The sequence below is a fragment of the Pseudoalteromonas sp. NZS71_1 genome, from assembly GCF_015864305.1.
GTDB classification, from domain to species: domain Bacteria; phylum Pseudomonadota; class Gammaproteobacteria; order Enterobacterales; family Alteromonadaceae; genus Pseudoalteromonas; species Pseudoalteromonas arctica.
Window position 1 is genome coordinate 215,285 of record NZ_JADYXM010000003.1, and the last position, 13,474, is coordinate 228,758.

The window sequence follows — 13,474 nt, forward strand, 5'->3', positions numbered from 1 at the left end:
CTTTTTGGTAATGTGTGGTGAAGTATGTTTGTAGGTTTTGATTACGGTAGTTCTAATTGTGCTATGGGTGTAATGAGCGAGGGTAATGTTCAATTAGTACCGCTAGAGCAAGGAAAACATTACTTACCGTCTACACTTTACACTCATCACAGTGCCTTGGTTGTTGACTTTGTTGCTAAGCACTTACATGGCACAGCCCATGAGCATGACTTTTTAACACAGCGCCAAGCATTATTAAATACCTTACCTCGTATTAAGTCAGACCTTGATTTACAGCCTTCAGATGAAACCCTATTTATTGGTCGTGAAGCGATTAGCGAGTACGTGCAGTTCCCTGAAGAAGGCTACTTTGTTAAGTCCCCTAAATCATTTTTTGGCGCAACAGGTTTAAAGCAAGGTCAAATTAACTTTTTTGAAGATATCGCAACCGCGATGATCTTAAAAATTAAGCAACGCGCTGAGCTCTCTTTAGGTAAAACACTTACACAAACAGTGATTGGTCGCCCAGTAAACTTCCAAGCTGTGGGTGGTGAGCAATCAAATCAACAAGCGGTCGGTATTTTAGAACGCGCTGCTAAACGCGCTGGTTTTAAAGACGTAGAGTTTTTATATGAGCCACTTGCTGCGGGTATCGATTACGAGAGTGATTTAACTCAAGATCAAAAAGTACTCGTTATTGATATTGGTGGTGGTACGAGTGACTGCTCATTTGTACAAATGGGCCCAAGCTTTAGAGGAAATAGCCAGCGCGATGGCGACTTTTTATCTCACAGTGGTAAACGTGTTGGCGGAAACGATTTAGATATTGCTTTGAGCTTTCATGGTTTAATGCCGTTATTGGGTTTAGGCAGTACGTTTAAATCAGGTCTACCTTTGCCTAATCAAGCGTTTTGGCAAGCGTGTAAAATTAACGATGTAAATTTACAAAGCCAATTCTATAGTGAAAGCCATACCCGAGAGCTAAATGCACAATTACGTGATGTAAGTGCACCTGAGCTTTATAAGCGTTTAATACATTTACAGCAAAACAAGCAGGGTCATCAGTTAGTACAACAAGGTGAAGCGGCTAAAATAGCACTTTCGTCAGCTAGTGCGTTTGATTGTGATTTAAGCTTTTTAGATAGTGGGCTGAATAAAAATGTATCGGTAAGCGATTTAGCTGTTGCCGTTGAGAGTAGTATTAGCCAAATAGTTACTTTAGCAAAACAAGCAATCAGCGACGCTGCGACCACGCCAGACATTATTTACTTAACAGGCGGTAGTGCACAGTCACCATTGATTAAAGCGGCTTTAAGTGAGCACTTAGGTAATATAAAAATGGTTAACGGGGACCACTTTGGTAGTGTAACTGCTGGCCTGACTAAATGGGCCAGCATGCTTTATAAATAACCTAGATTACAATTGAGGTTTAAAGATCTATTTGTCGGGTTGCGAGGTATTTTTCGTAATCTGGCAATGTACGTTCAAGCTCTACATCCATAAGTGGTGAGCTTAATAACATATCTGCACTCACCTCATTACACGCCACCGGAATATTCCAAACAGCGGCTAAACGCAGCAGTGCTTTAACATCAGGGTCATGAGGCTGTGATGCTAATGGGTCCCAAAAAAATATCAAAACATGTATCTCATGTTCAGCTATTTTAGCGCCAAGTTGTTGATCGCCGCCCATAGGACCACTTAATAGCTGAACCACATCAAGTCCCGTGGTTTTTTGAATTAAATGCCCGGTAGTACCTGTGCCATATAAAGTGTGCTTACTTAGTATTTCTTTGTGCTTTTCACACCATAATTTTAATGCTGCTTTTTTACCGTCGTGGGCAACTAAAGCAATATTTTTTTGTGCGGGAAGAGATTGTGTTTTTTGTTCCATGCTGATTCTTTTTTATTAGTTAGCTTAAACTCTGGGTAATAAATCTCTTAACCAAAGTGCAGGTTAGTTAAAATAATAGATTGATAGCAAGGGCTATAAATACAATGCCGGTGATCCTATCAATCCAAAGTTGGCTATTTGGGTTACGTCTAAAAAACTGTGCAATTTTGTCGCCAAAATAAATATACGTGCAGTCAATCGGAAAAGCAAAAATAGGGTAAAGCAAGCCAAAAAAAGCGAGTTGAAAAGTAGCAGATGAAAGCGTTGGATCTACAAATTGCGGAATAAATGCAATAAAAAACAGCGCCACTTTAGGGTTTAGCACTTCAGTCATCATGGCTTGAAACATGACATTACTTTTTTTACTGGTACTTATATGCGGTTTATCGGTTTGCTTGTCATCAGATATAGGCTCTGGCTGCTTTAGCGTGCCTTTAATCATCATAAATCCCAAATAACATAAATATGCTGCGCCTACATATTGCACTGCGGCATAGGCACTTGGGGAAGCTTTTAGGACTGCGCTTAGGCCTACAACAGCAAATAGAGTATGAATAACCCCACCTAATGCAAAACCAAAAGCACTTTGCATACCGGCGCTTCGACCATTAGCAAATGTTTGTGCCATCAAAAATGCATTTGATGGCCCAGGTGCTACAGCCATTAAAAAGCTGGCTAATAAAAACGAGGCTAAAAAATCAGGATTGATCATTGAGCGCTTTTAGTTGGGTGTAAAGTATGTGCTTTTTTGCTCATTAAAATAATCCAAAGCGGAACTAGTAATAATAAATGAAAAGCAATTAACCACGGTGTACTTAACCCCAAATATTGGGTTAAAACAACGAGTATACTCGCGCCACTCATTTGCATAGCACCAAGTAATGCCGAGGCTGTGCCTGCTTGTTTAGGAAAACTCGACAGAGCCATACCTGCAGCTGAGCCTAAACTTAGAGCAAAGCCTAATGCTGCAATTAAAATAGGTAACATAAGCGCAAATGCCGTCTCTATACCGCTAAGGGCTAGCATTAAAACACCTGAAAAAACCAGTACACTCACACCGACACGCAAAGCACGTTGGCTATTTCGTTTAATGTACGTTGGTAAAATAAAACTAGCGACAATACTTATTACGGCATTTAACGTAAACCAAAAAGTAAAGTCGGCTACAGTGCCGCCTAAATGCGTAATAAGCCAGCCTGGAGCTAGCGTCACATAAACTAATATCGCCGACATTGAGACCATGCAAATTAGGCTATTAAACAAAAATACCGGTGTTTTTATAATAGGTGTAAAGCGACGTAAATCTAAAATATGCCCCTGATAATGGCTATCAGCAGGACGAGTTTCTCTAAAAAAGAATAGCGTAACAACAAGGCCTACAATGGCAAACGCGGTTAAAAACATAAAGTTCATACGCCAGCCAAATTGTACGGTAAGCCAAGCCCCTAAAATAGGTGCCATTGCCGGAATAAAGCACACAATCCCGTTAAGGTAAGTGATCATTTGTCCACTTCGTTCACTACCATATTTGTCACGTACTATCGCAAATGCGACAACAAATGTGGCACAGGCTCCAAAACCTTGAAGAGCACGTGCAATCATCAATACTTCAAAAGAAGGCGAGTAATAGGCAAGTAATGCTGAGCCTGCATATAAACTTATACCCACTATAGCCACTGGCTTTCGGCCAAACCTATCGGCCAAAGGCCCCGCAATTAATTGGCCTAAACCTACTGTTAGCATAAAAATAGCAACGGTTTGCTGAACTTGTTGTTCTGTAACTGCAAATTGTTCTGCAATAGTAGGAAAAGCGGGTAAGTAAATATCGATTGCCATAGGGCAAAATATAACGAGTAACGCTAGGATAAGTAACAAAGTCATATTAGGTTTAGCGGGCTGTGTTTGCATTGAGTCTCCTTTTGTCGAGTATTTTAGGTGGGCACTCATAAAAAAGAAAGGGCTTATGACCCCTGCATAGGTTGTCATTCTTACTTTTTGATTGGATTAAGCTAAAAAGGCAGTGTAAATGCACTTTTTAAAACTGGTCTGATGTGTTAATTTTAAAAAAGTAACTGTTGATGGAAAATAATAATGAGTAATAAATCTGCACTTGTACAAACATGGCATAAATTTAAGCGCCTACCTTTCGGGAATTGGCTTTTTACTAAAGCTGTTTGCTTTAAAGCGCCATATTTTGGTTCAATGAAACCTTACGTGCTCGACCTTCGAGAAGGGCATTGTAGTGCGTTGGTTAAAAATCGTCGCAGCGTTCATAATCATATTGGAACTATTCATGCTATTGCGCAGTGTAACTTAGCTGAATTGTGTGCAGGTGTAATGGTTGATGCAACAGTGCCAGTTAAAACGCATCGTTGGATCCCAAAAGGGATGACAGTTAGGTATTTGGCTAAAGTAGATACAGATGTAAGAGCAGTCGCTGAAATTGATTTACCGCATAAGTGGATTGATAAAGAAGACTTAGTAGTACCGGTTAAACTGTATAATACCCGCAATGAGCTTGTTTTCACTGCAGATATTACTATGTATATTACTGAAAAAAGGTAGCTTACGTTAAGCTGATTTTACTTAGTTTTTATCAGCGGCTTGTTTATTTACAAACGATAAGTCGCTGCCATCTTCCTTCAACAATGCTTTAACTTCTTTTGCAGGTTTAAGTTCTTTCGAAATTAGTTCAGGCTCTTCTTTTTCAAAGCGTTGCTTTAAACTGCCTTCAATTACTGCACCTGCATCAATACTCAATGTATCGTGAAACACATCGCCATGAACATGAGCGCCACTTTGTACCTTTACTTCACTAGCATTAATTGAGCCAATAACTTTGCCTTTAACAATAACGCTTTTAGCTTCAACAATACCTTCAACAACACCCGTTGAGCCAATAACTAAATGCTCCACTTTTATATCGCCATCAATGCGGCCATCAAGCTGTACTTCACCTTGGCTAACTAAAGTGCCTGTAAGGCGTACGTCTTCAGAAATAATAGACGGTGTGTGATTTACTCTTTTTAAATTAGAGCTAACTGTTTTTTGTTTTTTTCTACCAAACACGAGAAAGCGCCTTTGTTATTTTTAGAGGATTGACTTGTTTACCGTTAAGTAATACTTCGTAGTGTAAATGCGTGCCTGTGCTTCGGCCGGTGCTGCCCATTAAACCAATTACGTCATGTTTAGTGATTAACTGACCTTTTTTTACTTTAATTTTATTTAAGTGTCCAAATCGAGTCACTAAGCCATTTTTATGTTCAAGCTCAATAAAGTTACCATAACCACCATTACGACCGGCACGAAGCACTACAGCGTCTGCTGGGGCAAATATCTCGGTTTTATGCCAACCTGCTAAATCAATTCCTTTATGAAAGGCATGATTACTATTCATAGGATCTTTTCTAAGACCAAAACTACTCGAAATATAATATTTAGCTTTAGCTAAGGGGAGGGTGTTTGGTAGTTCAGTTAAAAAGTTTTCTAAATTATTTAATGCTAATAACTTATCAACGATGGCTAAAAAGTGGCTTGGAATTTTTGTTTCGTTAAATGTATCAAGTGGGCCACCTTGTGCGGTTGTTTGGGCACTTAATATTAAGTGTTGCTCAAGCGCTGACTCAATTCCAGCGCCTTTAACCATAGCTAAAATAGCTTGGTGACGTTCGCTAATTTGGTTATCTAAAAAGTTAAAGCTTTGCTCATAATGATTATTCAAATTGGCAATTCTTGTTGCGAATGGAATTGGAGCTATTAACTGCGCTTGTTTACCTTTTTGATTTTCATCGACTAATGGCTCATGAAACTCATTGCCATTTTCATTAATAGGTACATCAAGTTCTGTATCAAGCTTAATAACATCTTTGCTAATTGAAGCGGGAAGGGACTCTATCATGCTTTGCAGTAGCGCCTGTTTTTGCTCAAGTATTGCAAGTTGCTCTAACTGCGTTGCTTGCAGGGCTTGTTGCTCACTGACTTTTTGTTGCCACAGCGTTTGCTCGGTTATTTGATTTTGTTTTATGTCAGAGATTTTATTTGTTTGTGTATAAACACGAAAGCTCGAAATACTCAGCCAAATAAAAGTGGCTAAAATAAGCGATGCTACAAAAAGTTGAAACCAAGAGGCTAAAACAACATGCTTAACTTCGCCATTTTGGCGAATAAGTAGCTGACGAGCTGGGAAAAATTTATGATAAAAAGACTTTATAAATACTGACATGGCATATAAACACTGGCTATTAACCGAATTAAGATAGCAATTTGAGTTAAAAAAGCTAGAAAAAAATTGTAACTGTTCAAAAATTAATAAAAAAGGGCTGCTTTTAGTAAGCAGCCCTTTTAATAATTTTTTTAATACTCGTATTACTTTGTAGGCAGTACTGTGCTCTCTACAGAGCCAAAACCTATGCGTGCATAGCCTTCTTTTTCACACCAACCGCGCATAATAACGTTATCGCCATCTTCTAAAAAGCTACGTTGTTCGCCATTACTTAGCGTAATTTTTTCTTTACCGCCACGAGATAGTTCAAGTAAAGAACCCGCTTCTTCGTGCGTTGGACCCGACTGAGTGCCCGAACCTAACATGTCACCTGGCATAAAGTTACAGCCATTTACTGTGTGGTGAGTAACCATTTGTGCCACAGTCCAGTAAGAGTGCTTAAAACTAGATGTTGATACGCGCGTTGGGTTATGGCCTTCGCTACGCATTTTTTGCGTTTGAATTTTAACATCCATTTGAATATCAAAAGCACCTTGGTCGCGATTCGCTTTTGACTCTAAATAGTCCATAGGCTGCGGATCGTTTTCATCACGCGTCCAGCTTGTTCTATAAGGCGCTAGCGCTTCGGTTGTAACAATCCAAGGCGATACAGTTGAGGCAAAGTTTTTAGCTAAAAATGGACCAAGCGGTTGGTATTCCCACGCTTGCAAGTCACGTGCTGACCAATCGTTAAATACACAAAAGCCAAATACGTGGTTTTCTGCATTTTCGATAGCGATTGCATCGCCCAGTGCATTGCCTTTACCTAAGTAAATACCCAGCTCTAATTCGTAATCAAGACGTTTACAAGGACCGAATGACGGCACTTCTGCATCAGGCGCTTTAGTTTGGCCTTTAGGGCGATGAAATGTTTGACCCGATACGTCAATAGATGAAGAGCGACCATGATAACCAATAGGTACCCATTTATAGTTAGGTAGTAATGGGTTATCAGGGCGAAATAAACTACCCACAGCTGTAGCATGATAAATAGAAGTGTAAAAGTCAGTGTAATCACCGATACGACAAGGCAAAGAAAACTCTATATCAGACTGTGCAACCAATGTATCGCTAAGTGCTTGTTGGTGCTCAGAGCCTGCTCTTAGTGCTTTTGAAAGGGCTAAACGAAGTGCTGACCAATACTGCCCCCCTAAACCCATAAATGTATTTAGAGTTGCTTCACTTGCTGCATCAGCGGCTGTTTTAGCGTCACCTGTTAAAACATTTAATTTACTCAGTTTTGCTAAATCAATTACTTGGTCACCAATTGCAACACCACCACGAAAGGCCTCATCAGACCCTTTACGGCGAAACTCTGCAAACGGTAAGTTTTGAATAGGGAAGTCGCAATTATCAACATTAGCTGACTCTACCCAGCTGGTTAAATTAATATCGTGGGTTTCGTTAATTAGGCTCATTACATTTCCTTTGGATTTTACTGTATGGCGACAAGGTATAGTTTATTTAATCATACTTGTACTTGGCGCCATACTTTTTAAATATTAAAACGACAAAAAGCAGCGAAGTTCGCTGCTTTTAATTTACTCAAATATTTTATAAAACGCCGCGACGCTCTTGGTCGCGTTCGATTGATTCAAATAATGCTTGGAAGTTACCTTCACCAAAGCCACCATCATCAACGCGTTGGATCATTTCTATAAAGATTGGACCAAATAAGTTTTTAGAGAAAATTTGTAATAAATAACAATTTTCACTTTGGCTATCTACGAGTATCTGGTGCTTACGAATTTTTTCTTTATCTTCAGCTACCCAAGGTACTCGGTCAAAAATAGTATCGTAGTACTCTGGGATAATATCGAGGGTTGCAATTGTTGATTTATCTAGCTTATCAAGAGAGCTCACTAAGTCATCTGTTAAAAACGCTAAATGTTGAACGCCTGGGCCGTTGTACTCACCAAGGTATTCATCAATTTGGTTGTTATCGTTACCTTTACCTTCGTTTATTGGAATAGAGAAGGTGCCACAAGGTGATTTTAGTGCATACGAAATAAGCGCTGTTTTTTGACCTTTAATGTCAAAGTAGCGTACTTCAGTAAAACCAAATACGTCTTTATAAAAGTTAGCCCATTTTTCCATGGTGCCTTTATAAACGTTATTGGTTAAATGATCGATTCGGATAAAGCCTTTATCTTCTACAACATTTTGCGTTTCTAAATCTTCAAAATCACTTTCGTAAACAGTGCCTTTGTCGCCAAAATTTTCAATAAAATAAATTAGGCTGTCGCCAATGCCATAAATTGCAGGGTAAGGCATGTTTTTATGTGTTGAATCAGTGGCTGGTTTTGCACCACGCTCTACTGCAGTTTCAAATGCTTTTTGCGCATTCTCAACACGCCAACCCATTGAACAAATAGCAGGACCATGGCTTTTAGCAAATTCTGCAGAAAAACCTTCACGCTCGTTATTCAGTAAAAAATGAATATCGTTTTGGTTGTAATAAACAATGTCTTTACCTTTGAATTTTTTAAGCTTAGAGAAGCCAAAATCAGTAAATACTTTATCCATATAATCAGCATCAGGTGTTGCGTACTCGGTAAATTCAATACCGACTAAACCTAAATAGTTATTTACTTCACTCATTATTATTACTCCCGCAATTAAGCACTGCGATTATGTGTTGTTGTCATATTGCAGTAGATAATCAACCAGATTTTTGATTTGGGGAAGGGGGAGGCACTATTTAGTGTGTAGTGTATGTGTAAATTTTATAAGACGGTTATTATAAAGTTACGTGTTTGTAATACAGTTAAGTAAAATGAAGTTATACGCCATAGGGTTGAATAGTGGTTTTTATTCTTAATTCGTTGTTTTTAAATAATAAAAAGGAAGGTTCACCTGCATGAAGCCTCCTTTTAGAATGAACAAGAAAAAGCTTAGTTGTATTTAATTGTTTACACTTTTAGAGTTGCCACCAAAGAACTTGTTACGTTGCTCAATCCATTGGTTTGTTTTTATCGCTGGCGCAGCTTGATAGTGACGTTCAATCGTTTGATTTAACACTCGCGTTGGTTGCTCAAAGGACAACTTTTGTTGTGCGCCGCCCATACTTTTAATTTCACCGCGAGTCATAGCACGACCAGCATAGAGTAATGCATTTAAGTAACCAGGTCGGGTTTCGTAGTTGTTATCTGTAAATAACAGGATTGTTTTATCAAGTGCCCATCGACGGTTTATCTCACCTTCTTCTTTAACACCTTCGAGTTCACCATCTACGTATATTTCAAATACGCCATTTGTTGGTGCGGCATAAAATACAAAGGCAATACGATGCCAGTTACCTGGTTCAGTATCGCCAAAGTATCCACTATTGCTGGTTGCTTCACCGTACCCACCGTCTGGGCTTGCAAATATATCTGCGTCATCTGTATCGTAGTTTTCGGTATCTGCTTGGATTATTGCGCGGTAAATGTCGTTTGTTTCCAATGGCCAGTTTATATCCATAACTATTGTGTAGTCAGACACTAACCCGTCATCTTTAAAATCACCATTTGCAGCTGTGTTTAACGTAATTAATAGGCCTTCTGTTGGGGAGTGACGAGTAAAAGCCATTACACCAGAAGGACCATCAGTTAAATCCCCAATATTAAGATCAGTGGTTGTCTCATAGCGGGTGTCTTCTGGGCCCCAACCGTCATTTTCTGGGTCAAAGTAGCTTAAAACAGATGGGCCTGAGTCTGGAGTTAGTGGGTTTGTTGGATCGTCAAAGTTCCAAGTTGTTATATTTGCAACATCTTGGCAAGCATTAAGCTGTGTGTCTGTATCAAGGTGAAGACATTGAGTTGTTCTAAAGCGCGCGTATTGATCAAGTAGCCACCATGCTTCGGCAATTGGCTTTACATCATTAAAAGTAACACTGCTAAAAAATAAATCTGGATTAAGTGCCGGACCTTTAAATAAAGCGACATTATAATTTGTCGTTACTTGAATATCTTCTGGCTTTAACACAAACCAATCGGGTTGGCTGGCAATCATTGTGTTTAAATCAGTGCCTGTAACGGTTACTTGATACAGTGAATTAAAGCCAGGCGTGTTTGAAGGCTGTCTTTCAACATAAAATGCTTTGTGAAAATCTTCTTGTGTAACAGTGCCTGGCGTCCATCTTTTTTGTACAAGTTCAGGGTTAAGCAGCGCTGCGTTGATTGAGCTTGAATGTTTAGTTGCAAGTGCTGCTATTTCTGCAACTTCAAAACTACTTGGGTAGTTTTCTGAAATGGCAATTTCTGTATCAGCATCGGGTGCATATCGGCCCATTACTTCATCGATAGCTAGCTTGGTTTCTTCGTCAGGTTCTATAGATGTTCGCGTATCTACATGTTGATAATCGTAACGACTTAGTGCTTTATCTGCAGTATTAAATACTAAATTTAAATCGGTGACTCCGCGAGCATAAAATTCTGGTTGAATGACTAAAGCATTATTTTCAAGCTCTATAAAGTCTTCACCACCATGAGTATGCCCACCAAGCACTAAGTCTATACCGGGCACATTGGTTGCTATCTCAACGTCAGTTCCTTTACCTAAGTGGCTTAGCATTATCATGTAATCAACATCACCGCTGTATTGGCTTACAATACTTTGTGCGATTTGTTGCCATTTCCAACTCATTTTAAATTGTTTTATAAAGTCAGGAATAGGGTCATCTTCAATTGGCTCGTCAAGTTCATCCCATGGTACTGACGTCATCCCAAACACACCCAATGTTATGCAGCCAACCTGTACTTTAGCAAAGTCCACACCGCCAAAACTCTTATTTTGTTCTCCCTCAAATCGGGTATTACTGGCGAGTACAATGGCATTATCGTCTTGTGAAAACTCAAGCAGCTTTTCAGGACCCCATGCATAGTCATGATTCCCTAAAACACGTAAATCAAAAGCCATTAGCTTTACGGTTTCATCAGAGGCTAAGCCTTGTGATATTTGCTCTGCAACGGTCCCTTTTTCGTAATCATCGCCACCATCGGTAAATAATGTATGGGGTGATTCGCTTAGCGCTTTTTTATAATAAGCTTTAATGCGGCTAAAATATTGTTCCTGATACCCAAAGCGAGAATGCATGTCGGCAACGTGCACAAACCTTACAGATTGCTCTGTTGCATTTGCATCACAGGTTGGGCCAATATCAGAAAACGCGACAGTACGTTGCATTTCTATTGCATAGCTACCTAGTTGGTCTACTTGTGCGCTAACAAAGCCTTGCGATACCGTTGAATTAGTAATACTTGACCAAGAATCGCCGCTCAAACGCGCAATAGTTAATTGGCCGCCTAATACATAGTCGTCAGGTATTTTTATAGTGATTGTCATTGAGCTAGAAAGTTGGAGTGTATTCGGGGTAAGCGTATGTATATCTGAAATGATATTTTTAGCTTGATTATTCTCATCAAGGACTAATTTTTCGTAGGTTATTTCAGTATCGTTAGCCACTATTTCCCCAGGGGCATTGATAGTAAAGTTACCTTCATCTAATGACGTTTGTAAGCCATTAGCATTGGTAATAATTAAGCCACTAGGCTCAGGTTCTACAGGATCATTTGGATTTACTGTAACTTGATCTTCGGCTCCACCACAGGCAGATAAAAAAATAAGGAGAAATGCTATTAGAGTGGCACGTAATAATGTTAATGAATGCATATACTGCTGTCCCTGGGTCTATTGAATAATCAATCAGGACATAATATCAGTTAACGGGGGCAGGGCAAAGTTGAATAAAAAAATTCCCCCATAGAGGCTATGGAGGAATGTTTAGGTTATGTTGTTATATTAAAATAAACAACAATTAAGAGACTTTCTCTTCTAACCCTTGTTTTTCCCATACTTTAGCTTTAAAGGTCATTAGTACTAAGACAGCACCAACACCAATGCTAAATAATGCAATTTGTAAGTATAAGTTAGGAATTTCAGAAACATTATTCGGATCGAAATTACCAGCAAGTAAACCCGCAATAATATTACCAATCGAGTAAGTTAATACAAATACACCCATCATTTGACCTGTGTAACGTCTAGGCGATAACTTACTTACAGCACTTAACGCTACAGGGCTTAAACAAAGCTCACCCACTGTATGTAAAAAGTACGTAGTAACAAGCCAGTAAGGCGCTACTTTTAAACCTTCAGCTGCGTAATGAGCCGCCATAAACATAACTAAAAAGCCAGATGCCATGATAATTAAGCCAATTGCACATTTAACGCTGTAGCTAGGTGACACTAAGCTTTTAGATAAGTTAATCCAAAGTGCTGCAAAAAATGGCGATAAAGCAATAATAAACAGTGAGTTTAATGATTGAAACCACGTTGTAGGGATTTCAAACGTACCAATAAATCGGTCGGTGTAATCACGGGCAAATAGGTTTAATGAAGAACCGGCTTGTTCAAAGCCAGACCAAAAACATGCAGAAGCAATACAGACTAAAAATAGTGCCCACATTCTTTGTTTTTCGGCATCGGTTAATTTACCTGTAAAGTAAATAACACCAAAATAAACAAAAAAGATAATAGTAAATACAATCGCTGTGTAACCTGCAACCACTGTTGGATTGATTACAATTGCGCCGGTCATTGCAGCCGTAGTAACTGCAGCAGCTGCAATTACAAATGCAGCAATACCAATCCATGCACGTGAAGTACCTTTAGGACCAAGTGGATTAGCAGGTAAAGCGCTGTGCTCTGGTAAGTTATTAAGTGTGAGTTTGTACTGAACTAAACCAATGGCCATACCGACAGCTGCCGCACCAAATGCCCAGTGCCAGCCTACGTTCTCCATAAAGTAACCACATACGTAGTAACCGATTAAAGAACCCATGTTAATACCCATGTAATAAAGAGCGTAACCGCCATCACGACGCTCATCTGTATCACTGTATAGTTGGCCTACCATTGCACTGATATTTGGTTTTAGCAAACCAGTACCTGTTGCTACAAATATTAAGCCAATGAAGAAAGAATAATCATGTGGAATAGCCAAAATAATATGGCCAATCATAATAATTATGCCGCCATACCATACTGCTTTTTGACCGCCAAACAATCTATCAGCTAGCCAACCACCAGGTAAGCCTAAAAAGTATACTGCGCCCGTATACAAACCATAAATTGCAGCAGCTGAGGCAACAGTAAAGGCAAGGCCTTCTTCTTGTAAGCTTGCTGTCATGAATAATACGAGCATAGCTCGCATACCGTAATAACTCATTCGTTCCCACATTTCAGTGAAGAACAATGTCGAAAGTCCTTTAGGGTGGCCACACCAACCACTATCTGGAGCTGAACTCATATTTACTTCCTAACTTTAAGAATTGTTGTAATGGCCTTATAATTTTTTG

At 39.3% G+C, this 13,474-nt stretch carries 11 protein-coding genes; 2 read left to right on the top strand and 9 right to left on the bottom strand.

Annotated elements, in window-relative coordinates; translation table 11 throughout:
- Window positions 1-24: 24 nt before the first annotated feature.
- Window positions 25-1,389, top strand: coding sequence for a molecular chaperone (gene yegD / locus I6F43_RS06305; RefSeq protein WP_007581315.1), 1,365 nt, complete (start codon window positions 25-27; stop codon window positions 1,387-1,389).
- 19 nt (window positions 1,390-1,408) lie between these two features.
- Here the strand turns inward: yegD and I6F43_RS06310 are convergent, their stop codons facing one another.
- From I6F43_RS06310 to I6F43_RS06320, 3 genes are all read right to left on the bottom strand, one after another.
- Window positions 1,409-1,873 (bottom strand): methylglyoxal synthase, encoded by a 465-nt coding sequence (locus I6F43_RS06310; protein WP_002958191.1) that lies wholly within the window; start codon window positions 1,871-1,873, stop codon window positions 1,409-1,411.
- A gap of 67 nt (window positions 1,874-1,940) precedes the next feature.
- On the bottom strand, window positions 1,941-2,585 hold the full coding sequence (locus tag I6F43_RS06315) for a LysE family translocator (protein WP_101164159.1): 645 nt from the start codon (window positions 2,583-2,585) through the stop codon (window positions 1,941-1,943).
- Window positions 2,582-3,781, bottom strand: a complete 1,200-nt coding sequence (locus I6F43_RS06320; RefSeq protein WP_101164158.1) for a multidrug effflux MFS transporter — start codon at window positions 3,779-3,781, stop codon at window positions 2,582-2,584. Before I6F43_RS06320 ends, I6F43_RS06315 begins: the two co-directional genes overlap by 4 nt.
- 183 nt (window positions 3,782-3,964) lie before the next feature.
- Between I6F43_RS06320 and I6F43_RS06325 the strand changes: the two genes are divergently transcribed.
- Window positions 3,965-4,438 carry a hotdog fold domain-containing protein gene (locus I6F43_RS06325; protein WP_007581322.1) on the top strand — a complete coding sequence of 158 codons (474 nt, stop codon included), beginning with the start codon at window positions 3,965-3,967 and terminating at the stop codon, window positions 4,436-4,438.
- A gap of 21 nt (window positions 4,439-4,459) precedes the next feature.
- On the opposite strand, the gene I6F43_RS06330 is transcribed toward I6F43_RS06325, so the two are convergent.
- The 6 genes from I6F43_RS06330 to I6F43_RS06355 form a co-directional block, all read right to left on the bottom strand.
- Window positions 4,460-4,942 carry a bactofilin family protein gene (locus tag I6F43_RS06330; RefSeq protein ID WP_007581324.1) on the bottom strand — a complete coding sequence of 161 codons (483 nt, stop codon included), beginning with the start codon at window positions 4,940-4,942 and terminating at the stop codon, window positions 4,460-4,462.
- Window positions 4,932-6,095, bottom strand: a complete 1,164-nt coding sequence (locus I6F43_RS06335) for a M23 family metallopeptidase (RefSeq protein WP_197101490.1) — start codon at window positions 6,093-6,095, stop codon at window positions 4,932-4,934. Before I6F43_RS06335 ends, I6F43_RS06330 begins: the two co-directional genes overlap by 11 nt.
- 143 nt (window positions 6,096-6,238) lie before the next feature.
- Entirely contained in the window at window positions 6,239-7,552 is a 1,314-nt protein-coding gene (gene fahA / locus I6F43_RS06340) for a fumarylacetoacetase (protein WP_010555130.1), read from the bottom strand.
- 136 nt (window positions 7,553-7,688) lie between these two features.
- On the bottom strand, window positions 7,689-8,735 hold the full coding sequence (hppD, locus tag I6F43_RS06345; RefSeq protein WP_197101492.1) for a 4-hydroxyphenylpyruvate dioxygenase: 1,047 nt from the start codon (window positions 8,733-8,735) through the stop codon (window positions 7,689-7,691).
- Window positions 8,736-9,038: 303 nt separating this feature from the next.
- Window positions 9,039-11,786, bottom strand: a complete 2,748-nt coding sequence (locus I6F43_RS06350) for a metallophosphoesterase (RefSeq protein WP_197101494.1) — start codon at window positions 11,784-11,786, stop codon at window positions 9,039-9,041.
- 145 nt (window positions 11,787-11,931) lie between these two features.
- Window positions 11,932-13,425 (bottom strand): peptide MFS transporter, encoded by a 1,494-nt coding sequence (locus tag I6F43_RS06355; RefSeq protein WP_007581335.1) that lies wholly within the window; start codon window positions 13,423-13,425, stop codon window positions 11,932-11,934.
- Window positions 13,426-13,474: the final 49 nt, after the last annotated feature.